Origin of the sequence: Cocleimonas sp. KMM 6892 (assembly GCF_035798195.1) — a bacterium.
In the GTDB taxonomy this organism is placed as follows: Bacteria; Pseudomonadota; Gammaproteobacteria; order Thiotrichales; family Thiotrichaceae; genus Cocleimonas; species Cocleimonas flava.
Genome location: NZ_JAPFBV010000001.1, coordinates 496,574 through 520,885, shown reverse-complemented (window position 1 = coordinate 520,885; position 24,312 = coordinate 496,574). Strand labels below are relative to the sequence as shown.

At 42.2% G+C, this 24,312-nt stretch carries 23 protein-coding genes; 12 read left to right on the top strand and 11 right to left on the bottom strand.

All coding sequences use genetic code 11. The features are described from left to right. Positions 1-58: 58 nt before the first annotated feature. From OO007_RS02360 to OO007_RS02350, 3 genes are all read right to left on the bottom strand, one after another. The gene (locus tag OO007_RS02360) at positions 59-310 is read right to left on the bottom strand and encodes a hypothetical protein (RefSeq protein ID WP_325807593.1); all 252 of its coding nucleotides are present in this window, start codon (positions 308-310) and stop codon (positions 59-61) included. Between the two features lie 285 nt (positions 311-595). Further along, a complete protein-coding gene (locus OO007_RS02355; protein WP_325807592.1) occupies positions 596-1,321 on the bottom strand; it encodes a DUF3108 domain-containing protein in 726 nt (241 codons plus the stop codon). Positions 1,322-1,435: 114 nt separating this feature from the next. After that, complete coding sequence (locus tag OO007_RS02350; protein WP_325807591.1) at positions 1,436-3,355, bottom strand: 5'-nucleotidase C-terminal domain-containing protein; 1,920 nt, start codon at positions 3,353-3,355, stop codon at positions 1,436-1,438. A gap of 468 nt (positions 3,356-3,823) precedes the next feature. Here OO007_RS02350 and OO007_RS02345 point away from each other — a divergent pair, with 468 nt between their 5' ends. The 3 genes from OO007_RS02345 (at position 3,824) to OO007_RS02335 (ending at position 7,284) form a co-directional block, all read left to right on the top strand. Next, positions 3,824-6,034 (top strand): PhnD/SsuA/transferrin family substrate-binding protein, encoded by a 2,211-nt coding sequence (locus tag OO007_RS02345; RefSeq protein WP_325807590.1) that lies wholly within the window; start codon positions 3,824-3,826, stop codon positions 6,032-6,034. After that, on the top strand, positions 6,031-6,642 hold the full coding sequence (locus tag OO007_RS02340; protein ID WP_131904418.1) for a response regulator transcription factor: 612 nt from the start codon (positions 6,031-6,033) through the stop codon (positions 6,640-6,642). The genes OO007_RS02345 and OO007_RS02340 overlap by 4 nt, the downstream gene beginning before the upstream one ends. A 75-nt stretch (positions 6,643-6,717) precedes the next feature. Further along, the gene (locus OO007_RS02335) at positions 6,718-7,284 is read left to right on the top strand and encodes a hypothetical protein (protein ID WP_325807589.1); all 567 of its coding nucleotides are present in this window, start codon (positions 6,718-6,720) and stop codon (positions 7,282-7,284) included. A gap of 116 nt (positions 7,285-7,400) precedes the next feature. On the opposite strand, the gene OO007_RS02330 is transcribed toward OO007_RS02335, so the two are convergent. The 4 genes from OO007_RS02330 to OO007_RS02315 form a co-directional block, all read right to left on the bottom strand. Then, positions 7,401-8,075, bottom strand: coding sequence for an RraA family protein (locus OO007_RS02330; protein ID WP_325807588.1), 675 nt, complete (start codon positions 8,073-8,075; stop codon positions 7,401-7,403). Positions 8,076-8,175: 100 nt separating this feature from the next. Then, positions 8,176-9,684, bottom strand: coding sequence for a tripartite tricarboxylate transporter permease (locus tag OO007_RS02325; protein ID WP_325807587.1), 1,509 nt, complete (start codon positions 9,682-9,684; stop codon positions 8,176-8,178). A 15-nt stretch (positions 9,685-9,699) separates the two neighbouring features. Beyond that, entirely contained in the window at positions 9,700-10,158 is a 459-nt protein-coding gene (locus tag OO007_RS02320; protein ID WP_325807586.1) for a tripartite tricarboxylate transporter TctB family protein, read from the bottom strand. 23 nt (positions 10,159-10,181) lie between these two features. After that, positions 10,182-11,171, bottom strand: a complete 990-nt coding sequence (locus OO007_RS02315; RefSeq protein WP_325807585.1) for a tripartite tricarboxylate transporter substrate binding protein — start codon at positions 11,169-11,171, stop codon at positions 10,182-10,184. 289 nt (positions 11,172-11,460) lie between these two features. Here OO007_RS02315 and OO007_RS02310 point away from each other — a divergent pair, with 289 nt between their 5' ends. Continuing rightward, positions 11,461-12,348 carry a LysR substrate-binding domain-containing protein gene (locus tag OO007_RS02310; RefSeq protein WP_325807584.1) on the top strand — a complete coding sequence of 296 codons (888 nt, stop codon included), beginning with the start codon at positions 11,461-11,463 and terminating at the stop codon, positions 12,346-12,348. Between the two features lie 127 nt (positions 12,349-12,475). Here the strand turns inward: OO007_RS02310 and OO007_RS02305 are convergent, their stop codons facing one another. The 4 genes from OO007_RS02305 to OO007_RS02290 all read right to left on the bottom strand — a co-directional run bounded on the left by OO007_RS02305 (position 12,476) and on the right by OO007_RS02290 (position 15,268). Continuing rightward, positions 12,476-12,796 (bottom strand): hypothetical protein, encoded by a 321-nt coding sequence (locus tag OO007_RS02305; protein WP_325807583.1) that lies wholly within the window; start codon positions 12,794-12,796, stop codon positions 12,476-12,478. Positions 12,797-13,018: 222 nt separating this feature from the next. Continuing rightward, the gene (locus OO007_RS02300) at positions 13,019-13,363 is read right to left on the bottom strand and encodes a chaperone modulator CbpM (RefSeq protein WP_131904416.1); all 345 of its coding nucleotides are present in this window, start codon (positions 13,361-13,363) and stop codon (positions 13,019-13,021) included. An 87-nt stretch (positions 13,364-13,450) separates the two neighbouring features. Continuing rightward, positions 13,451-14,416 (bottom strand): DnaJ C-terminal domain-containing protein, encoded by a 966-nt coding sequence (locus OO007_RS02295; protein WP_325807582.1) that lies wholly within the window; start codon positions 14,414-14,416, stop codon positions 13,451-13,453. A 96-nt stretch (positions 14,417-14,512) separates the two neighbouring features. Then, the gene (locus tag OO007_RS02290) at positions 14,513-15,268 is read right to left on the bottom strand and encodes an endonuclease/exonuclease/phosphatase family protein (protein ID WP_325807581.1); all 756 of its coding nucleotides are present in this window, start codon (positions 15,266-15,268) and stop codon (positions 14,513-14,515) included. A 208-nt stretch (positions 15,269-15,476) separates the two neighbouring features. Between OO007_RS02290 and OO007_RS02285 the strand changes: the two genes are divergently transcribed. The 8 genes from OO007_RS02285 to OO007_RS02250 all read left to right on the top strand — a co-directional run bounded on the left by OO007_RS02285 (position 15,477) and on the right by OO007_RS02250 (position 24,308). Next, on the top strand, positions 15,477-15,824 hold the full coding sequence (locus tag OO007_RS02285) for a TraR/DksA family transcriptional regulator (RefSeq protein WP_325807580.1): 348 nt from the start codon (positions 15,477-15,479) through the stop codon (positions 15,822-15,824). A gap of 58 nt (positions 15,825-15,882) precedes the next feature. Further along, a complete protein-coding gene (locus OO007_RS02280; RefSeq protein WP_325807579.1) occupies positions 15,883-18,282 on the top strand; it encodes an ATP-binding protein in 2,400 nt (799 codons plus the stop codon). Between the two features lie 9 nt (positions 18,283-18,291). Next, positions 18,292-19,098, top strand: a complete 807-nt coding sequence (locus OO007_RS02275; protein ID WP_325807578.1) for a hypothetical protein — start codon at positions 18,292-18,294, stop codon at positions 19,096-19,098. A gap of 153 nt (positions 19,099-19,251) precedes the next feature. Further along, complete coding sequence (locus OO007_RS02270) at positions 19,252-19,689, top strand: host attachment protein (protein WP_325807577.1); 438 nt, start codon at positions 19,252-19,254, stop codon at positions 19,687-19,689. A gap of 25 nt (positions 19,690-19,714) precedes the next feature. Beyond that, on the top strand, positions 19,715-21,106 hold the full coding sequence (locus tag OO007_RS02265; protein ID WP_325807576.1) for an MBL fold metallo-hydrolase: 1,392 nt from the start codon (positions 19,715-19,717) through the stop codon (positions 21,104-21,106). Positions 21,107-21,158: 52 nt separating this feature from the next. Further along, positions 21,159-21,758: a flavodoxin family protein gene (locus OO007_RS02260; RefSeq protein ID WP_325807575.1), complete on the top strand. Its 600-nt coding sequence runs from the start codon at positions 21,159-21,161 to the stop codon at positions 21,756-21,758. 103 nt (positions 21,759-21,861) lie between these two features. Further along, positions 21,862-23,388, top strand: a complete 1,527-nt coding sequence (locus tag OO007_RS02255) for a thymidine phosphorylase family protein (RefSeq protein WP_325807574.1) — start codon at positions 21,862-21,864, stop codon at positions 23,386-23,388. Further along, on the top strand, positions 23,385-24,308 hold the full coding sequence (locus OO007_RS02250) for a ribose-phosphate diphosphokinase (RefSeq protein WP_325807573.1): 924 nt from the start codon (positions 23,385-23,387) through the stop codon (positions 24,306-24,308). The genes OO007_RS02255 and OO007_RS02250 overlap by 4 nt, the downstream gene beginning before the upstream one ends. Positions 24,309-24,312: the final 4 nt, after the last annotated feature.

The following is a 24,312-nucleotide window of genomic DNA, read 5'->3' as shown; positions in this document are numbered from 1 at the left end:
AAATGTTCTGCATAGACAGTTAGAGCAAAGTAATTAATCACTTGCCCTTTTAAACGGCTTATTTAGTACTTGATAAGAACTGTTTCGCTCTATGCAAATGGCTTTGTACGGCATAATCACGACGCTCACGATTTAACGCATGTGCTTCACGTTCGGTGCGTGCGGTGTTTGCCTGTCGACCATGGTTTGAGATGTATTGAGACGTTGATGATAGATACGCTCTTTCACAAGCTTTGTCATCGCAGGCTATTGCGCCTTGTGATGCGATCATGAAAGAAATGGATAATACTGCTGCTGCAAGTTTCTTCATTTTACTCACCATAGTTAATGGGAATCGTCTTCCTAATAAGAATTCCCTAAATATTAACCCCGTGCTTTTTTGTTCTTTAAATGCGAAAGCTTAAAGACAGTTTGTCATATGAAAATGAAGCATTCTGTGTCTAATGTCACAGAATTGTTAGGACTTTGTATAGAAAGTAGGCAAATATAGCGAAAAACAAGCGCCCAAAGAGAAATAACGGAAGTTTGAAGATTCTTGTTTTTAAATGATTTTAGGTCGGCTAGGCCTTAAAAAATTAAGTGCCTAGTCGTTCGATCAGATCTTTTTGTAGCTTCTGATAACGGTTGTGATGACATCATCTTTCTCGCGATGGCGTATTTTTACCGGTACGAAATCGATTTCTTTTGCTAGCCAGAAAACAGTTTCTCGTTTATTGCCGGTTCTAACCACTTTTACTTTAACCGTGTTAAAGGTTCCGGCTGGTGTTTGAACTTGCTCATTGCCTAGTTTCTGAAAGTTGTATTGCTTCACTTTTCCACGTTCGACAACGGTATAGTTTAGCTGCTGCTTATTGCTGCCAATATCATTCGCTAACACTAACTCCAACGAAGCTCTATCTTGAATGCCCGGTTGTACTGCCAGATTGAATTTATTATCTTTGTAACTACCAACGGCACTTTTGCCATTGAAGTGTATTTTGTCAATCCGTGATTTACTGCGACGCGATTGATTGAACAGATAATTTTGGGGCACGATGGTTTGCCCAGAAAATAGGCCATCTGTTTTTTCGGTGATCGTAATTCCTGTCAACATAGCGGCAATACCAGTGGCTTTTGTCGATTTTGAATAGATATAACGATTGCCAGAATACTGGAGTGACGCATTCAGATTACCCAGACTCATGCTGCCTTTGGCAACTGAATAGTCAGCTTCAAAAGCTTTAGGTAAAGCCTGAGCAGCCTGAGTTGAAAGTAATATCAAACTCAGTAGAAACGTATAGAGCGCTTTCTTTTTGGTATTAAAAACTGTAGCTAGTCTCATTATGTAAACTCAAAAGGGATTACTATAAAGACTAGCACAGAATTTAAAAGTTCAGATTGTTTCTACTTAACGGATGTTGTGGTTACAGCGGTTACTGTATTGACGCTTTCACCATTAACCTGTTTCGCCTGTATAGTCAGCTAAACCAGGATTGTCGTTCATCCCAACGATCTTCGGGCGATTCATTTTAGGTAAGTTGAGCCTATCGTCTTTACCTTTTGCAGCCAGAATATAATCGCGCACAACATCCCACATTAAACGCCCTTCTGGGGTGCGATTAACCGTTGCCCAGCCGGCGAGTTTGTAGCTTTTGTCCGGTTCGATTTTTTCACCGTTATCCAGACGCGCATCAGTAATGCGCTCGTAAAGCTTTTTGCTTGGGTCGATGGTGTAATCCAATCCACCAACACGCACCATATCGCCACCAGATTGAAGGTAAGGGTCGGGGTCGAATAGGTTGTCCGCAATTTGCTCAAGCGTTTCTAGTAACGCTTTGCCTGTGATTTCATTGCTGTAGGTTTCTGCGTAGGTCATGGAGCATTGGGTCATGACATCTTCCATGGTAATCCAGTCGCCTTTCAGGGTGGTTGTACCCCAGCGAACGCCAGCAGAGAATGAAATGTCTGCTTTGTATTCGTGACGAAGCGCGTTACACAACACCTGATCCCAGGTACCCATAAAGTTACCACGTCGGTACAACGTGCGATCGGCAATGGCTAATTTTTCAGTGAGAATCTCATCGTAGGTTTTACCTAAACGATCTTTGTTTACTTTGAAATTTTCATTACGTGCTTCAACAATATTTTCATCGTATTTGGTGCTACGCATTTGTGACAGATAGGCTTCCATTTCTTTGTCGGCAGGCAACCAATTCGTGATTACGGGCTTCATGTGATAATGCATATTGGTCTTGCCATCGGATATGTCAAAATCCATCACGCCAACGAATTTTCCATTAGAACCGGCATTGGTGACTAAGGTCTTGTTACCCCCTTTGCTCGTTACTTCGATTGGTTTTGGCATGCCGTCATGCGTATGACCACCGAAGATCGCATCAATGCCACCGACGTTTTCAGCCATCTTGATATCTACATCCATGCCGTTGTGAGATAGCATTACGACGGCATCAGGTTTTTCTTCGCTACGAATTTTCTTGACCAGATTTGCCATGTCTTCTTCACGCAGACCAAATGACCAGTCAGGGAAAAACTCTGGAGGATTAGCATTCGCTGTTCTCGGAAATGCTTGTCCGACTACCGCAATGCGTTTGCCGCCAACTTCCTTCATAACGTAAGGCTGGAAAGCATAGCCTTCATCTTCGTCATACAGTCCGCGACCATCATTTTCTTCTACGAGTTCTGCATAGGCATCATCCATCAAAGAATCTTCTTTAACGCGAACATTTTGACCGATGAAATCACCCTTGAATAAAGCCACGTTGCTAAGTACTTCTGATTCGTTGTATGTAAATTCCCAATGGCCAATCATTACGTCTACACCAAGTATGTTTGACGCTTCAACCATGTCGACTCCGCGAGTCCAAAGTGATGTACCAGAGCCTTGCCATAAGTCGCCACCATCCAGTGTGATGGTGTTATCTTTGCCGCCGGCATCTTTGCGTAAGGAATCGAGCAGCGTTTTAAGGTGTGAATAGCCCCCGGTTTTACCGTATTTTTTTGCCGCATTATAAAAGTCGAGGTAGGTATAGGCATAAGCCTCAGGGCCATCCAAGGGGAGCTCCATTTTTTCTAGAAGCTTTTTGCCGACAATGTGTGGCGGTCTACCTAATGCTGGTCCAACACCTAAATTGACATTGGGCTCACGAAAATAAACGGGGAGTAACTGACCATGCACATCAGTCGTATGTAGGATGCGTGCCTGACCTTTCTTGGGTATCGAATAATAACCTTCTGGCATCGGCGCCTGTTTGATATTTTCAGCCTGTGCCTGATGCATAATCCACGGTAAAGATCCGGCACTAGCGGTGCCTGCGGCAAGTATTTTAAGAAAGGTTCGTTTATCCATAGTAGGCATGGAGGACTCCTGTTTTTTAGTATGAGGATACGTAAAGGAAGCCTGTTCAAGTGCTATAAACTTAAGCTCAAAAAAATTTGGGGAATACACTAAAACCACCACGATTGGATGTGGCTTAAAAGCTCTCCTCTTGAACTTTTCTGGCACTTCTACGTGCCTTTTCATTGTTATTAACTTGAATAGTCTTCCTTGGAATTTACTGAAATGGGTAAAGAAAGTCTAGCTCATTATTAAATCTAATAAACTGTATTATGGGCAATACCGCAGTTCCACACTCACTAGGCGAGTTTGTATGCAGTGGACTAGTGTTTACCTTGATCGTTATTGTGGAATACCAGAATATTTCATTGATGTATTGAAAAAAACTTTGAAAAAGAGCGGTTTGAAAGACAGCTAAAACGATTGTACAGTCCCTCAAATGTCAGAAATAGGATAGACTGTGTCTACTGACCCCGCTAATTTTTACTTATGATTCGAATTGTTTCTTTACTGTGGTTACTGCTTTTGTCGATGACAAATAGTTTGGCCTATGCTGAAGACCCATTTATAAAAATTGGGGTGTTGAGTCATCGTGGTGACACCTTCACTCTGAATTCATGGGGGCCCACTGCTCGTTATTTGACAAACAAACTTCCTGATTACGATTTTGAAATTATTCCTCTGGATTTTGATGAAGTCGATAGCGCGGTTAAAAATGACGAAGTTGATTTCATTCTGGTTAATCCGGGTATCTATGTAAATCTGGAATACAAATATCGTGTCTCCCGACTGGGGACTATGTACAACCTGCGTGGTGACGATGCGTATAAAGTTTTTGGCGGGGTAATTTTTACCCGAAAAGATCGCGAAGACATTCAAACGCTGGAAGACCTCCACGGTAAATCGTTTATGGCGGTTGATGCGACCTCTTTAGGTGGTTTTCAAATGGCATGGAGAGAGCTGCAAGCGAAAGGTATCAATCCTTATGAGGACTTCTCGAAGCTAGAATTTGGTGGTATTCACGATCATGTGGTGCGCTCTGTCATCAATGGTGAAATAGATGCTGGAACGGTACGTACTGATATATTAGAACGCATGTCGAATACCGCTGGCTTAGATTTAACTCAGGTCCGAATTATCAACCCGCAAACTGATAGCAACTTTCCTTTTAGATTAAGTACCCGCTTATATCCCGAGTGGCCATTTAGCAAGTTGCAAAAAACCTCTGACGAGTTAGCGAAAAAAGTAGCCTTGGCTTTATTTGCCATGCCGAAAGAACACCCAGCTGCATTAGCAGGCAAATATGCGGTGTGGGATTTACCTTTAGATTATCAACAAGTACACGAGTTATTTCAGGAGTTGAGGCTGCCGCCTTACGACCAGATTGGGAAGTTCACGGTCAAAGATGTCGTTAAAAAATACTGGTATTGGGGAGTCGCCGCGGCAATCGTTTTGCTAGGAATGGGGGTTATAACGTCAGCGGTGGTTCGCAGAAATAAGCGTTTAAAACGTATTCAACTGCGTATGGAGCGGCACTATGAAAGATTGCTTGATTCGGTCGGCGATGGAATTTATGGCGTCGACCTTAACGGCAATTGCACCTTCGCAAACAAAGCGACCGAAAATATAACAGGCTGGAAAACCGCTCAATTGGTCGGTAATAATCAGCACACTATTTTGCATCATTCGCATGCCGATGGTACGCATTATCCAGTTGAAGAATGTCCTGTTTATAAAACAACCAATGATAGTTTGCCGCGTTTTATAGATGACGATATATTTTGGAAGGCTGATGGTTCAACGATTTCAGTCGAATACAGCTGTACACCTATAAAAGGCCCTAGAAACACAACTATCGGCAGCGCGGTTGTGTTTCGAGATATAACACAGCGTGAGCTGGTAAAAAAGAAAACCATCGAACATCAATTGCAGCTGTTCCATGTTGCGCGCTTGAGTACCTTGGGTGAAATGGCATCGGGAATTGCGCATGAGTTAAACCAGCCATTAACCGTGATAAATAACTATTCTCGTGCTTGTATCCGCATGTTGGGCTCTAAAGATTCAACAGATGAATCGATGCAAGATCAATGTTCTGAAGTCATGGAAAAAATATCTAAACAGGCAGAAAGAGCAGGTGCTGTAATCAAGCAAATCAGGCACTTCGTGAATAAAGACCTGCCAGATAAAAAGCCCGTTAAAGTGTCTGAAATGTTAGATGTGGTGTTAGAGCTAACGCACATGGAAATCGAGCGGAAGATGGTCACGCTTCAACTGGATATTGATGATTCAGTAGAATGGGTTTTAGCGCAAGATACTCAAATAGAACAGGTTATTATTAATCTGGTGAGAAATGCTGTCGAGGCGATGGAAGATACGCCAGAAGGCCGAAGAAACCTCATTATCAAAACCGAAAACCAGCAAGACGGTAAGTTAAAAATCAGCATTTCAGACTCCGGCTCAGGGATTGATAAGGAGGTAGTAGAGCAGCTTTTCGACCCATTTATTACTACCAAAGAACAGGGTATGGGTTTAGGTTTATCGATCAGTCAGGGTATTATCGAAACACACGATGACAAGATAATCATTGAAGATAACGTCGAGGGTGGCGTTTGCTTTAGTTTTAAACTACCTATTGTCAAAAGCCCTAAAATAGAGAAAGAAAACAACATAAGAAAAACCAAAAACAAGGAAGTCGCATGAGTGAGCAAATAACAGTTTTTATTGTAGATGATGATGAAGAAGTTCGTGATTCTTTAAAACTATTAATAGAATCCGTTGGCTTGGAAACAGAAACCTTTGATTCCGCGCAAAGCTACCTGGATAGTTTTGATCGATCAAGAGCAGGTTGTCTGATCCTTGATGTTCGCATGAAAGGAATGAGCGGCCTCACCTTGCAAGAGCAGCTTAGCAAAGAACCTATCTGCCCACCGATCATCATAATCACAGGCCATGGTGATGTGCAAATGGCGGTCAGGGCGGTAAAAGCTGGCGCTTCTGAGTTTCTTGAAAAGCCATTTAACGAACAAGAACTATTAGACAGTATTCATGTAGCCATAGAAAAAGATGCCGAACAGCGAGGCAGAGCCTCACGACTTGCCGAAATTCAAGCCAAAGTAGATAACCTCACCGATCGCGAAAAGGAAGTCATGGAGCTGATAGTCACCGGCATGCAGAATAAAAATATCGCTAGTGAACTGCATATTAGCCAATCGACAGTAGAAGCACATCGTTCCAAAGTCATGGACAAAATGCAGGCACGAACACTCTCTGACTTGATGCGAATGATTATTTCATTACGGCCTATGTGATATGGCAAAAAAAGTGCTTATAAGTGGGGGGGTGTAAACAAAGTTGCATTAATCAGACTTTAAACAGGTATAAATATGAAAAACACAATGAATCAGAGTTTCCGTTCCTTTTTCGACGTGCTTATGAGCTTTAATGTTGCGCGTTTATTGCTTCTGCTGTTTGTATTCTCGTTGCTGTTACCACAAACGCTTGCTGCGACTGAAAAGAAACCAACAGGTCCTGATCTGCATAAATTCTGGGATAGAAATTGCTCAGAATGTCATAGTCACTCAGGTGATTTCGCACGAACCTTTCTAAAAGTGGTTGATGGCAAGTTACAAGGACCGCTACATAAAGAAAGTTTTCAGCTATTTCTGCATAACCATTATCTGGTAAAAAATCAGGAAAGTGCCATATACGACATGCTACTCGCAGAAACAGAAACCCCGCCTCGTTTTAAAGATGAATGTAGCTCCTGCCATAACAGAGCAGCGGAATTTGTTCGCACATCTCTGGTGTTAAAAGATAGCGAGCTTCATAGCAAAAAAGATGATTCGAAAACGGGAGACTTTCTTCAATCCCATCAAGATTTGAAGGCAGATGATGTTGCGTTTTTTATGACTTTATTAACGCGGGTAGCAAAAGAGGTTTATCGGCCTTAAATCGCTGATATAGATTCTTATCAGCGACCTAAGATGCCTTCTAATGCCTGAGCAATTTCTTTATTTCAAAGGATTTAATATACATAAGCTCTATTATTAAGGTTGGAATCCAGCTTTTATTCTAGTACGCAACCTTTATCAAGTAGTGCTTTGTCGACCCAGGAGCGATCGTTCGTGCCTTTTTCAATCGCTTGAACCAGTTTTTTTTCTGCCTCATATTTCTTCTGACTTAACTGTAAAATATTCTCCGCATCATGATAAGGGACGGCGAGGAAACCATCGTCGTCACCAATAATAATGTCGCCTGGTTCAATCACCATACCACTTATTGCAATAGGTATATTGATTTCCCCTGGGCCGTCTTTTAGTGGACCTCTATGAGTAATTCCCGCCGCATATACTGGAAAATTTTCTTTTCTGATAAAACCTGAGTCTCTGATTGCACCGTTTATCACAATTCCTTCTATTCCACGCTTAATTGCATAAGCCAGCATGAGTTCTCCGATTAAGGCATTGGTAAGATCACCGCCAGCATCAACTACGATAATATCCCCAGCACCTGACATGTTGATGGCTTTATGTACCATTAAATTATCGCCCGGACGGGTTTTGACTGTAACTGCAACGCCAGCCATTGTGCTTGATCGATGCATCGGACGCAAAGCGGCACCACCGGCAGTCATGCGACACATCGCGTCACTCACATTGGCTACAGGTAATGCTGAAAAAGCAGCGACTAGCTCCGCACTTGCGATACGTGACCTTTTGAGTATTTGAAATCCGGTAGACATGAAGACCTCTTAAAATATATTAATAAAAAATAAAAACAGTAACCAAGACAAGCCACTTAGACATTTGCCTCTCATATAACATCGATTAACACGGGGGGTATTAGCCATCATCAGCCTCGTTATGCTTAGGTTTGTTGAACAAGCTTCGTATCACAGGCATCGCCACTACGATTACAATCAGCATAATAATTGCAATGCTAGCGTTATTCTGCCAAAGCGTACTCCAATCACCACGCCCAATACGTAACACTTGACGCAGATTTTCTTCTGCAAATCCGCCAAGAATAAGTCCCAATACTACTGGTGGTAGGGGGAAATTAAGCTTTTCCATGAAGTAACCAATAATGCCAAAGCCAATCATCAGGTATACGTCAAACATACTCTCATGGATGGAATAAACTCCGACCACCATCAACGAAATGATCAGTGGTCCAAGAATTAACCGAGGTAACTTTAGTAACTTGGCAAAAAAACCTGTCATCGTGCCGCCGATTAAAACAACTAAAAAAGCAGAGAACAGAAACTGCCACATAAATCCAAATACGATAGTGGGATGTTCACGAAAAAGTAGGGGGCCAGGTTGTATTCCATGAATCAACAACCCACCCAAAACTACTGCAGCAACGGCGGTACCAGGAATACCTAATGTGAGTGCTGGAATCATAGCTGCAGCAGTATCTGCGTTATTCGCAGTTTCTGCGGCAGCAACACCTTCTGGTTCGCCTTTGCCCCATGTTTCTGGAGTTTTAGACGCACGACGCGCTTCGTTATAACTCAAAAAAGCAGCCATTGAACCACCCGCGCCAGGCAAGATTCCTACCAAAATTCCAATTACAGAACTGCGTAGCCAGGTTTTCCAGAAATGCAGAGTAGCCATAAAAGTAGTCCAGACACTTTGTTTTCCCAAAGTTTTGGAGCTCTTTCCTACGGTAATATCTGGATTTTCAAACAAACCAATCATTGGTGGTAATGCATATAAACCAACCAATAACACTACAATATTAATACCGTCAAGTAACTCTAATTGGCCTAGTGTAAAACGCTCATAGCCGGTAATCGGATCTAAACCAATAAGGGAAATTAGCACTCCAAAAGCTGTACTAATCAATCCTTTTAAAATATTTCCACCTAGTAGGAAGACAATACTCGTCATACCAAAAACAGCTACCCAAAATATTTCTGCAGGGCCAAAAAGTAACGTTAATTTAGAAAGGGGAGGTGCCAGCAACATAAGTGCCAATGCGCTAGCAATCGCACCGATAGCAGAAGAAATAACAGCTACTTGCAAAGCAAAACTTCCCTTGCCTGCTTGTGCCATAGGGTAGCCATCAAAGCAAGTTGCTACCGCAGCTGGAGTTCCGGGAATGCGCAAGAGAATAGCGGGTATAGCACCGCCAAACATGGCCCCGTTGTAAATGCCAGCCATCATACTTAAAGCAATAAGTGGCTCAAGACCGAATGTAAAAGGAATCAAGACCGATATAGCCATGGTTGCCGAAAGTCCGGGTAAAGCACCAACCATAATTCCAGAGAACACTCCGATAATCAGTGCTAAAAAATTCTGCCATTCGAGAACAAGCGGCAACGTATCAAATAGGTTTTCATACATAAATATGTCGCTCGCTTATCGTAAGAAAAATTCAGTTGGAAATTGTCGGTTCATTGCTACATGGAAAATCAAAAAAAGAATCCCAACAAAAACCACAGCACTTATCAATAAATGGGCCCAGCGACGATAACCAAATGCCCAAGACGTAAGTGGCACCATTATCGCGGTAGATGTGTAAAAGCCGAGATTATCCACTGCAATAGCGTAAAAAATTGTAGTTACTATTACGCCTAAAAAACGAGCTGGCTTGGCAATTAAGGGTTTCTGTTCTTCTTTTTTATGTAATTTGCGCAATGTGGTAAAAAATAATACCAGCGCTAGCAACATCATAAAAACAAGCATAGCAATAGGTAGTAGCGCACTTTCCTTTGGAAGATCTTTAGCGTCTAGCAGTAAAATAGCTCCCGCAAAAAAAATCAGCACCATTGCAACTAGCTCTGCGCTTAGATAGTTTCTAAAATTATTTATGGACATGGTACAGCCTCAATTAAAATACTTTATTTTTTCCAGGGAGAAACTTTCCAGTTTTTCGTTGCACGTTCGAGCTGTAAATTATTAAACTCTTTAAACTTGTCACCAATTAGAAAACCTGGTGGATTACCTGAATTTTCTAGTGACTTGGTGAAGGCTGGGTCTTGAAATGCTTTTTCAAAGGCCGCGAGGAGTTTTTTCTCAACATTTTCTGGTAGACCTTTAGGGGCAATAATTCCACGTTGAGAGCCTCCAATTAAGTTAACCCCTTGTTCTTTGAAGGTAGGTAAGTTTGGCGCTAAAGGAGAACGGCTCTCCATTGCGACTCCCAATATATTGAGCTCACTAGAAAACTTGATGGCCTCGCTAAGGTTCATGATACTCATTGAAACATGCCCGCCCATGACCGCTGTTCTAGCCTTGGCAGATCCTTTAAATGGGATAAGGTTAAACTCAGTTCCTAATTCTTCAGATAATGAAATTAATGCAAATTGATCATCTCCACCTAAAGCAGAAACACTGACAGTGAGCTCGCCAGGGGCTGCTTTAGCAGCGGAAATTAATTTTTCAGTTGAGTTAATTGGACTACTTTTTTGCGTAACTATTACATTGGGATCTCCAACAACATTAGCAAGATAGCTGAAGCTATCTGCTGAATATCCTGCCTTACGATCCAATGTGCGAGCCATCATGCCTGGTAAATTGTAAGTACCTAAGGTATAGCCATCTGGTTTAGCATTAGCCACTTTAGTAATTCCAATTTGACCACTGGCACCTGGTACATTTTTAATGATAATGCTGGCACCATCACCTAGGTTTTTCTCAATAAATGGCGCCACTAAACGTGCCATTACATCAGTGCCTCCGCCTGCACCGTAACCGACCACTAACTCAATAGGTTTTTCTGGGTATTCCGCTCTGGCTGACGAAGAGGTTAAAAGTAATACCATGGTCAGCATACTTCCCAAAGCAATCGCAGTAGATTTTGTAAAATTATTATTAATAAATACCATCATTCTCATTTCATTCTCCTTTTAGTCCGAAAATATTGTGGTGAAGTACTTCTTCACTACAACTTTTTGCTTCATATGAAACGTCTTTGTTAAAAAAAATCACCTTATCAGACAATTTTTCTTAACAAAAGCAATGAATAATTGTATTTTACAAAAATATTATTTGATTAAAGTGTGCTTTCTTAGTCGGATTTTATTGTTAATTAAATAGCAATCCTGTTTGTTAAACGCAGTCATGCCTTAATGTTTGGCGAAAAATCATTAGAATTAAGTGAATGAAAACAAGGGAAAAATGGATATTAAACAACTGAAAACATTAATCGTTACTGCTGAAGTAGGGACTTTCGCACAAGCAGCTGAACTCATTTATCTCACTCCAGCAGCAATAAGTCAGCAAATTAAAAATCTTGAGTCAGAAATTGGAGTAACGTTATTTGACCGAACAACGCGTCCTCCACATATAAATTCTAATGGTTTACAAATGGTTGAATCTGCCAAACAGATAATCCAAATAATCGAGGAAACCAAAAGTACTTTTTCAGGCAAAGAAGTAATCGGTACTTTGAATATAGGATCAGTGCGAACCAGCGCTTTGAACCTTTTACCGCGGGCTATGATGAGACTCAAAGAAAAATATCCAAAGTTAAAAGTCAAATTACGTGTTTCTTCGTCTGAAGCATTATTAGCTGATGTGATCGCTGGAAGATTAGACGCTGCCATTATTGCAGAGCATAGTAATATCTCTAATAAAATCAAATGGAGCCCTTTTCTCAATGATCCACTAATGGTCATCGCCCCCCCAGGTAGCGAGGTATTGCCCGCAAAAGATCTTCTGATTCGTCATCCATTTATTCGTTTTAGTAGGAATGTTTCTCTGTCTTATATTATCGAAACCGAACTTGCACATATGGGAGTTATCACCGATGTGATCGCGGAAATAGACACCATCAGCGCAATTGTTTCTTGTGTTGCAGAAGGGTTAGGTGTCGCAGTTGTTCCGAATATTGCCCTCCGTGAAGCGTCGCATAAAGAGCTTGTCTGTACTAGCTTCGGCGAACCTCAGACCTATCGACAAATGGGTCTCATTGAACAAACAAATAGCTCTCGTCAATCGGCAATTTTGGCGCTTCATGATGAACTAGCCAGCATGGCTCATCCTTATGGAGTAAGACGTAAGTAATTCTTGATAGAAGTTGAGGTTACAATGAGCACGAAAGGGGCGAAGTTAAAACATATTGCTTAATGAAGAGCGAGCAGTAAATTTTTTAGTGTTATAGAGTGAGCACAATATTTACTGGAATATACTGTTAGATTTTCTTAGTAATGCGCTTTTTCGTAAAACTGATGATTTCATCAATATCACTGGTCTTTGGTAGAAAAGAAATATTGTTTTCAATATCATGTATTTCCAGATAGTTATCGTGCTCAATATAAAACTTATAATGTTCCCAAGGGGTTAGTTTTTGGGATATTTGTACACTTTGCAGATTCAAGCTTACATAAAAACTGCGATCTTCTTTTATCGCGCGAATACTCAAGAATATTTTCAATACTCTATACGAAAGTAGAATAAACCAAACCCCGATACTTATATAGATAAGCTCAAGTAGCGTTTTGTCTTTATTCAAAATGTACACTGATAGCATCCCAGAAGCTGCAGCAATAAGAATGATCAGGTACGTCTTTAAATACTTCCAAAGGGTATAACTTTAGGCTCTATCCCAAAGGATTTCTTTCCATAAACGGGAAGTGATTGTTACCTGTCCTTCGTGCATTATTTTGACACCCCCCTACTTATAGCCATTTTTTCTGTAAATCAACAAAGCAGAGGGGTAAGTATAACTTCAATTTCAAGCGTCAAATAATTCGTGTTCTGCAATGTGTTTGAGGTGATTTAGTTCTCTTTTCAGCTTATCAATTTCATCCATTAGCTCTAAAGATAATGCCACTCCGGATAGGTTAATACCTAAATCTTGTCTTAAGCGTAGTGCTTTGTGCGTGCGTATTTGTGCGCTTTGATGGAAGCGCCATTGACGGGTGGATTCGCCTTCAAGCGGTGCAATAACACCTTGATCAACCAGCCGAATGATAAATTCGGCAGGGGTTTGACAGCACTGGCATAGCTCTGCAAGATTTAAGGTTGGTTCTTCTTCGAGTATGCTTCCAGATATAATATTCATCACATTTGTACTCATCGTATTTTCTCTATGTTCTTGTTTGTCGCTTATTTATTAGATTTTTAAGTAATAAATAAGGTTTTCAATAATTGGCTTTTACCGATTTTAGAATAAATAACTGCGCGGATTAAAGTCGATCTCGTCGCGCATTTTTTCATTGAATTCCTTCACTTTAGGGTTTGAAGAAGGTGGTAGTGTAATTTGTAGCACTACATAAAAATCTCCAGCATTTTTACCCGGCAGACCTTTGCCTTTCAATCTGAGTTTACGCCCCTGTTGGGAATCTGGTGGAATTTTCATATCCACTTTTTTGCCGTCCGGCGTAGGTACTTTTATCTTGGCGCCTAAGGTGGCTTCCCATGGTGCAACAGGGACATTCAAGGAGATATCTTTATCGTTGATGTTATAGAGTTTATGCGGGTTGAAGGCGACTTCAATCAGCAAATCTCCTGGCTCGCCGCCACCATGTCCGGGGTTACCTTGTTTGCTAAGGCGAATGGTTTGACCTTCTTTGATTCCCTTGGGGATTTTTATGCTCAAGGTTCTATGTTTGCTGACGACTTGCCCTTGTTCATTGACTTCGGGAATCGCCATTTTTACGGATTGTTTGGTGCCGTTTAATGAGTCTTCTAAATCGATCATGATCTTGGCGCGTACGTTTTCACCTTTAGCCTGAAAACCACCTGTTGCGCCGCCCGAACGATAGTAACGACCACTGCTGGCACGATCGCCACCAAACAAGTCTTCAAAGAAACTACTGTAATCTTCAGCGTTACCTTGTGTATAGCCACCGCCGCCAAAGTCAAAATTCTGTTCCCAATCGGGTGGTGGTTGAAATCCGTCCTGACCCGCTTTCCAGTTCGCACCTAATTGGTCATACGCTTCGCGCTTTTCTGGGTCTTTAAGGACTTCATAGGCCTCGCCGACTTCTTTGAACTTTTTTTCGGCATCTGATTCTTTGCTGACATCCGGATGATATTTGCGCGCAAGTTTGCGGTAAGCACGCTTGATTTCATCTTGAGGGGCATCTTTTTTCAGCCCGAGAATTTCGTAATAGTCTTTATATTCCATAATTTTCTACTTTAAAGCTGTAACAACAGTGAAGCATTTTCAGTGAAATAAGTGAGCAATGCGCTGTTGAAAATGATTAATAAATATCGGTAACGATCAGTCAAATAACTCAAATTCGGTAATAATCGGCAAGTGGTCGCTGGCTATTTTTGATAGCTTATAACGACAGCGTTTCGCTGAAAGTAGTCGCAATCCGCCGCGATAATAGATGCGGTCTAATCCACCTTTTGGCGAGAACGAAGGGTAGGTTTTAATCGCCTTGGGTGAACCCGTTTTGCTTTCTTTATCGGTGGCACACTGGAATTCTAAACCTTCAATAAATAATGAGCGTAATAGAGAGCGCCAGTCGTTAAAGTCTCCGCCGATAAGGCATGCGGCATCCTTGTCTAAATCTTCATATTCTTTCGATCGGCATAACACCCCCGCTTGCTTTTGGCGTTCTTTCGCAGACAGTCCCAAGTGTAAATTGAATACTTCCAAAGGATAGGTTTTGCCGCTACTGCTTTCGACTTCAATGGTAGAGTGCTGGCAACCCCTGCGTTTGCGCTGACCGATGGTTAAATCGATATTGCGTTCGCGTAAAATAGGGTAACGGCTTAGCGTGGCATTGCCATACCAGCCTTTTTTTACACTGACGTTGTGCCCCATGACGTAGTGCGGATAGCCCAGCGCTTCGGATAATTCCTTGGCCAGCTCTAATTCACGAGAGCGGGGTACGCCTTCATCAACCTCTTGGAGCAGAACGATATCGGCATCGTGTTCGCTTAAAATTTCAACAATCCGCTCAGGGGCAAAGCGCCTGTCAAACCCTATGGCACGGTGAATATTGTAACTGAGAACACGAATTTTCAATTATCGATCCTTTTTATTCTTGTTTATCATTAATCACATTTAGTTTCTATTATTTAGCATAAGTTCTGAGAATAATATGACACTCATCAAGTCTTTGGTGCTTAAGGGGGTCTATTCTAAATAGAAAAGCCACCCCCCTACTTTAGGGCGTTTTTTTCGGGTGAGCATCCTGTTTATTGAGCATAGCTTTAATTTTGGAGATAGGAATATGAATAATCAAACTAATAACAACAGTAACGGTGAATATAAGGAAGCGCTACAGCACCTTACACAGTTACAAGAGGAGCTGACGCAGCGCTTGGAAAATTTATCAGCTGACAGATCAAGTAGCCACAGTATTGACTCATCCGAACAAGCGGTAGAACGAGAAAATGATGAAGTCGTCGACCAGTTAGAAAATGATACCAGAGAAGAATTAGTGCAAGTGCAAAGTGCAATAAAACGCATCGAGAATGGTACTTATGGGATTTGTGCCAAATGCGAAGAAGAAATTTCGCCGCAACGTTTACAAGCAATACCGTATGCAACGCTTTGTATTAATTGCGCGGACGCCTAGGGTTTTAACCGCTAATATAAATTCTATAAACATTAAATAAAAATGAGACGAGGGTAAGATGAGTAGTATCAAACTAAAGCCCGAAGAACTTTATAGAGTAACGAATCCGGCAGACATAAAATATGACACGACTGCTGAAATCGATCACTCAAAATACGGTGCCATAGGCCAATCACGCGCGTTAGAGGCAATTGAATTTGGCGTTGGCATGCGCCGTGAAAACTACAATATTTATCTGGCTGGCTCCAAGGGGCTGGGTAAGCATGCGGTTATGCAAAAAGTGTTGGAACAGCATACCAAAGATGAGAGTCCTCCATCGGACTGGTGCTATGTCGACAATTACGAAGAGTTTTACAAGCCAATAGCGCTGGAGTTGCCAGCGGGAGTTGGCTCCAAGTTGCGCACCGACATGGCGCAGTTAGTGAGTGATTTATTACTGGCAGTGCCAGCTGCTTACGAGAATGACGAGTACCGCACTCGTATACAAGAAATAGAAAGTGCCTTCGAAGAGCGCAGAGAAAAAGCGTTTGCAGAACTTGCCGAAGAAGCTGATGCAGAAGGCATCACCATGATCAATACGCCGACCGGCTATACCATTGTCCCTGTTAGTGACGGCAAGCCAATGTCTCAGGAAGATTTCAAAAAACTGGATGAGATTGAGCAAAACACAAAACAGGAAAAAATAGACGAGATAAAGGAAAAACTAAAAGATCTGGTGATGGAAGTACCTGTTTGGGAAAAAGAAACCAGAGAGCAATTCAAAGAGCTCAATACCAGCTTTGCTAAATCATCCGTTAAACCCTTTCTGAAAGCGTTAATGGATAAGTATTCGAAAACACCTGAAGTTAAGAAATATCTTGATATTGTCAGTAAAGATATCGTGCAGAATATGCAGTTTTTTCTGCCGGTAAACTCGAACCCAGGCTTACTTGAAGGGCAGGGGGCACCACCATCGGCAGAACTTAGGCGTTATGAAATCAATGTGCTGGTTAATAATGCCGAGCTCCAGGGTACGCCCATCGTATACGAGAATAATCCTACCTATAACAATCTCATCGGCAGGATAGAACACATCGCACAAGATGGCGCTTTGATTACTGATTTTACGTTGATCAAACCCGGAGCATTACACAAAGCCAACGGTGGTTATTTGATTCTTGATATGCAGAATCTTTTAATGAATCCATTCGCATGGGACGGTTTAAAACGGACCTTATACGCCAAAGAAATCCGTATGCAATCGCTGGAAAGAATGCTCAGTACCGTAAGCACGGTGACTCTAGAGCCAGAAGCGATTCCTTTAAACGTCAAAGTCGTATTGGTCGGGGATCGGTATCTTTACTATTTATTAAAAACCTACGATCCAGAATTCAATGAGTTGTTCAAAGCGACCGCTGATTTTTCAGAATCGTTTGATCGAGATGCCGATTCCGTCAATCAACTGGCGCAGATTATCTCTATCGTTACCAACATAGAAAAAACACGCCCAATAAAACGCGAGGGTGTTGCCAGAATTATTGAGCATTGCTCCAGGGAAACGGGCGATGCTGAAAAGCTCTCTTTGCATCGGGGAAAGCTCAAAGATTTGATTGTTGAATCAGATTACTGGGCAGGCAAAAATGGTAAAGATGAAGTCGAAGTAACTCATGTACAAAGCGCGATTGATTCACGTATTCGTCGAGCCGATCAGATTCAGGAACAAGTTAGAGAGCAAATTTTACGCGACATCATTCTCATCGATACCGAAGGCGAATGCGTTGGTCAAATCAATGGCTTATCAGTCTATCAATTGGGCGAAGACAGTTTTGGTCAACCGTCACGGATAACGGCAACGGCACGATTGGGCCATGGCAATGTATTGGATATCGAGCGTGAAATTAAACTAGGCGGACCGATTCATTCCAAAGGGGTGATGATTTTATCGTCGTGTCTGGCGAATCGTTATGCCAAAGATCGACCTCTTTCGCTCTCTGCCACACTGGTTTTTGAACAAAACTATGGTGGTGTTGATGGCGATAGCGCATCCATTGCTGAGTTTTGCGCGCTGATTTCAGCCTTATCTGGACTGCCTATCAATCAAAGCTTTGCGGTGACAGGCTCCATTAATCAGCATGGTGCAGCACAGGCAATTGGTGGTGTTAATCATAAAATCGAAGGCTTTTTCGATATTTGTAATGCCAGAGGTCTGACCGGACATCAGGGGGTGATTATTCCTCGTGCTAATCTAAAGCACTTGATGTTAAGGCATGATGTCGTTGTAGCCGTAAAGAAAAAACAGTTTCACGTACACACGATTGATGACGTTAATGATGCGCTTGAATTGCTTATGGGAAAGAAAGTGGGCGTTGCCAATCGCAAAGGCAATTACCGCAGGGGCACGATAAATCATCTGGTAATGAAGCGTCTGGAAGAGCTGCATCAACTGCACGGTAAATACGCCATGACAGATAAAAGCTAGGTCGTTGTGATGTCTGAAAAAAGCGTTAATCAAAATATACAGAACAGTCCAGATACTGGGGTGAAAATCCTGTTAGAGAACCAGAAGAATCAGATTGAATCACTGTTATCGGCAGCATCGTTAGCGAAAAATTTAAACGTCCAATTACAGGGATTGTTGATTGAAGAAGAGGATCTGATTCGCGCTGCAGATTTATCCCTATCTTGTGAAGTGTCACTCTGGTCTGCGGAAGAAAGGCATATAAATAGCGAAAGTATTCATCGGACAATGCGTGCTCATGCGCGTCATCAAAAGAAAGAACTGGAGAAAGTGGCTGCGCAGAAAAACATCAAATACTCGTTTGTTGTTATTCGCGGTGAAAAAGATAACTGGATTAAAGAGAATATTCATTCATCCGATATTCTGTTTATTGGCGGTTATCAGTTAAAAGATACATCGTTTGAAGCATTTAAATTTTGCACAAAGGTCACCCCCCCACTTATAGCCCTTTTTAATGGGTCGGTAGCATCAGAAAATGCATTAAAGATTGCGTTGAAAATCGCCAAAAAAGATAAGTCATCTGTACAGATTTTGCTGCTTGCTGATGATTTTTCTGCCGAAGAATTTCAGAGAAATCAGTTAAACACACTATTAAAAAATCATGCGGATATTGCAGTAATAGTGGAGCCAATATCGAAACAGCATATCGCGAGTACATTACGTAAAAAGCCAATCAAGATGTTAATCGCACCTAGAGATTTTGCCTTGGATCAGGAGCAAGAGCCTCTTGTTAAGCTGCTGCATCAGCTGTTATGTCCGGTTGTCTTGGTGAAATAGGGTACTTGTTTGAGGGAAACTCAGATGATTATTTGAAGGATTTATCAGGACGAATACTGATGGATATCAAGACGCTTAGTGAGCACTTATGTCAGTATCATAAACAAGTCATTCTATAAAAGACTCGTCATAAACCTAACTAGGAGTATTGATATGTCCAAGATATGGATTGTAGTTGCAGATGAAGCAAAGGCTAGAATTTTTGCTGCAGAAAAACCGGTAGATCCGATTGTAGAAATTCAGACAATGACCTCATCAGAAGCGAACTTATTAGAGCAAGATTTAGTGACTGATAAGCCCGGCAGGGGCGTTAGCGGTTCAGGTCAGAACAAACATGCTTTCGAGGAAAACTCTGTTCATAAAGAACAATATGCCGTTCAGTTTGCAAAAGAAATCAGCGATTATTTAGATGAAAGCCTACGCACGAAAGCGTTTGGTAAATTGCATTTAATAGCAGCCCCTCGGTTTCTAGGTCTACTGCGTAAAGAACTCAGTAAAAACGTTGAGAACGTCGTTTCGCTAGAACTCGATAAAGACCTAACCATGATGGAGCCTGAAGAAATTAGGGAACACTTGCCTAAATATCTATAAAACAAAAACACAAGGAATCAAGTCGATGAAGATAAGTTTTCACGGTGCGGCAGAAGGTGTGACAGGTTCTTGTCACCTTATTCAAGTAGCGGGCAAAAAGCTACTAATAGACTGCGGTTTGTTTCAGGGTTCCAGAGAGGTTGAGGAAGATAATGCCAAACCTTTCGGCTTTGATCCTGCCGCTATCGACTACCTTTTATTGACTCATGCACATCTGGATCATTGTGGTCGTATCCCATTACTCGCTAAGCAGGGGTTTGAAGGGGAAATAATTACGACCATGGCGACTCAGGAATTAGCTCGTGTCGTAATGCTGGATTCTGCTCATCTAAATGAAGAAGACGTACGCCGAAAAAATCGTAAACTGAAGCGTAAGAGACATGTTAAAGCACTGATTGAGCCTTTGTACACAACAGAAGATGCACTTTATGCGCTAAATTACTTCGGTCGTAGAGCAAGCTATAACAAGCCCATTCAAGTAGCAAAAGGCATCAAAGCGACCTTTATCGATGCCGGACATATTCTCGGTTCAGCCTGTATTTTTCTGGAACTGGAAGAGGAAGGTCGTAAACGCACCGTATTATTCTCTGGTGATTTGGGTACCAACGGTAGAGCTATTCTTCGAGACCCTGACACCCCGCCACACGCTGATGTTGTGGTTATGGAAACGACTTATGGTGATAGGGCGCATAAAGAACTTGAGCCGTCTATTGATGAGTTTTTTGAAGCGATTAATAAAACCGTATCACGTGGTGGAAATATCATCGTTCCAACCTTTGCGCTAGAAAGAGCGCAAGAGCTTTTGTATTACCTGCACGAAGGCTGGAAAGAAAAACAGCTACCCAGAGGATTGCAGGTATTTCTTGATTCACCGATGGCTATTACAGCAACCAATATTTTTGCACGTCATCCTGAATGCTATGACAACGAAACCAAAAAGTTATTTGCCAGCGGCCATGATCCGTTTGATTTTCCATCGCTGCATTTTTCTCATGAGGCATCAGATTCAATGGCGTTGAATAATATTCATAGCGGCGCGCTGATTCTCGCAGGTTCTGGCATGTGTACCGGTGGACGAGTGCGTCACCATCTGAAAAAGAATATCTGGCGAAAAGAATGCAGTGTTATCTTTGTAGGATTTGCTGCCAGAGGAACACTGGCGCGTCGAATTGTTGATGGTGCTAAAACCGTTTCAATTTTTGGTGAAGAAATCGCAGTCAATGCACAAATTTATACTATCGGTGGTTTCTCAGCGCATGCCGGACAAGGTGAGTTACTCGCGTGGCACAAATCGATCAATAAACCTCAAATCACCTATCTCGTGCATGGTGAAGTGGATGCGATGGAAGTATTTGCAGGGCTTTTAGAAGATACAGAAGTGCGTATAGGTAAGCGCGGTCAGGAGTATGAGCTTTAGCTTTCATTAGACAGGTTTACCTTCAACTATTGTCGAAAATAGGAATAACATCATGACTAAAGTATTAGCAGTGAATGGTTCTTATCGGGATGATGGTGTAACTGATAAAGCGGTAGATATACTCATTCAAACGCTCTTGAATCGGGGCGTTGAAGTGGAGCATATCCATCTGCGTGATCATCCCATTGACTTCTGCCTAAATTGCCGAGAGTGCACGCAACAAGCCGGAGAGAAGCCTGGCAAATGTGTCATCGATGATGGCTTAAATGAGCTGGTAGAAAAAATAGAAAGCGCAGATGCTTACATTTTTGCTTCACCGACGAATTTTGGCTCTGTTACCGCGTTATACAAACGCTTCATGGAAAGATTGGTCGTTTATGGTTATTGGCCGTGGGGTGAGAAGTTTCCTCTGTTTCGAAAAGCTAAGATTCACCCAAAAAAGAAAGCCATTTTAGTGTCTTCGAGTGCGGCTCCCGGCTTTATAGGGCGGTGGTTTTTCGGAACGATTGGGCAACTAAAAAAATCAGCAGAAACGGTGGGCGCTAAACCTGTAGGGGTTTTATTTACAGGTATGGCAGCAAGTAAACCAGATCAGGAATTAACCGAAACGAAAATAATGGAAATACAACAGATGGCTGAAAAATTGGTTTAAAAAAAAAGCGCCAAAGGTGGGGGGTGGGTTAAAAATAAATTGTAAGATTTATCCTCTATTATTTATGCAATAAACTGGTTTTTCAGCTACTTATGGACTCAATATGACCACTTTAAAATTACGTAAAATTGCCATCGATACCTACAAGGAAAATGTCGCGTATCTGCATCGTAATTGTCCCCTTTATCACACGGAAGGTTTTCAGGCGCTGAATAAAATCGAGATTTGGGATGGCGATGGAAGAGCCCCAGTCATTGCGGTACTAAATATCGTAGATGATGAAAATATTGTTGCGCCTGACGAGTTAGGATTGTGCGAACGTACTTTTCGCCAGTTTGGCGTAACCGAAGGTGAGTCTGTCAGCATCAATCACGCGACACCTCCTGCTTCTATTCTTGCGGTACACAGTAAAATCGCGGGTAATAGTTTAAGCGCCGATGAGTATTTGAATATTTGTAAAGACATCGTAGCGAATCGTTATTCTAAAATTGAGATTGCCGCATTTTTAGTGGGAACGGCAGAATCAGGTTTGGAGCGCGAAGAAATTCTCTATTTAACGCAGGCTATGGTTGCCACAGGTGAAACGCTCGATTGGGAAGAGTCTCTGGTTGTTGATAAGCATTGTATTGGCGGCATTCCCGGAAATCGCACCACCATGATTGTCACTCCCATTATTGCTGCGCATGGAATGTTGATGCCAAAGACATCAAGCCGTGCAATTACATCACCCGCAGGAACAGCCGATACGATGGAGGTGTTGGCTAATGTAGATTTACCGCTGGATAAACTGCATTCGATTTTACGCCACCAGCGCGCATTTATCGCATGGGGCGGCACCGCTAAACTCGCACCTGCTGATGACTTTTTTATCTCTGTGTCGCGTCCGCTTTCGCTGGATTCTTCGAGCCAAATGATCGCGTCTATTTTGTCGAAAAAGGTTGCTGCTGGCTCAACCCATTTACTCATCGATATTCCTATCGGCCCCAGTGCAAAAGTGAAGTCACAATCTCATGCCTTAAAACTTCGTAAAATGTTTGAATATGTCGGTGACCGAATGGGGCTTGAAATAGATGTGGTGATCACTGATGGCAAACAGCCTGTAGGTAAAGGAATTGGACCCGTGCTCGAGGTTCGCGATGTGATGCAAATATTGCAGAATGATCCTGAAGCGCCTCGTGATTTACGCGAAAAGTCATTGCAATTAGCAGGTCGTATACTGGAGTTTGATCCTGATGTTAGAGGCGGTGAAGGCTATAAACTGGCCTGCAATATACTCGAATCAGGGCGTGCGCTGGATAAAATGCAATCGATTATCAAAGCACAGGGTGAAAATACTGAGCCGGCTTTGCTGGGAAAATTAAAACATACCGTGACAGCGCTGGAGAGTGGAGCTGTAGAGGCGATAGATAATTTACAAATGGCGAAGATAGCAAGATTAGCAGGCTCGCCAATGGATAAAGGAGCGGGCGTTGATTTGCATAAAAAAATAGGCGATCAAGTTAGCCAGGGCGATCCTTTATATACTATCTACGCTGAAATTAATGCCGACTTTAATTTTGCCAAAGACTCTAGCGATAAGAATAATGGTTATCGAATCGACTCTTCGAGTCAGACATCGGGCCAGACATGACATCGTCCTCAACGTATTTATTGTTAGGCTTTCCTGAGTCAAAACGACAAGCCCAAGAGTTGGCGAAACTCACAGGAATTTCGTATGCGGACATTGATATCCATGTCTTTCCTGATGGTGAAAGCAAAATCACTTTGCCAGCAGGAGCGTTGAAATCTACAACTCAGATAGTCATATATCGCAGTCTCGATCACCCCAATAATAAACTCTTGGAGCTAATTATGGCGGCACAAGGCGCAAGGCAACTCGGGATTAAGAAGATTATACTGGTAGCTCCTTATCTGGCTTATATGCGCCAGGACATAGCGTTTAATCCGGGTGAGGTCGTCAGTCAGAAAGTGATTGGCAAACTATTGTCAGAAAGCTTTGAGGGCGTGATTACCGTAGATTCACATTTGCATCGCATCAGTAAACTGTCTGAAGCCATCCCGGTTGAATATGCGATTAATTTAACCGCAACTGAGCCCATGGGAGAATTTCTAAAACATCATGTTGATAAGCCCTTTTTGCTTGGCCCTGATGGAGAATCACGGCAATGGGTCGAGGCGATTGCTTTACCGAATAAAATGGATAGCAGTGTCGCCACTAAAGTACGCCGTGGTGACAAAAACGTGGAGATCAATTTGCCCGATGGTGATTATCAAGGGCGGAATATGGTTCTGGTTGATGATGTGGCAAGTTCCGGTCAAACTCTGATTCAGGCGGCAAAACAACTTCAACGTTATCAACCTGCTTCTATTTCGGTTTTGGTTACGCATGCTTTATTCATGGAAGGCTCGACCGAAGTGCTTAAAGATCAGGGGGTACTAAATATCTGGAGTTGTAACAGCATCAAACATCCAACGAATCAGGTCTCTTTGACGGGTTTATTAGCAAGAGAATTAAAGAAAATTCTGCACTTAACTGGTGAAAATACTTAAAGGT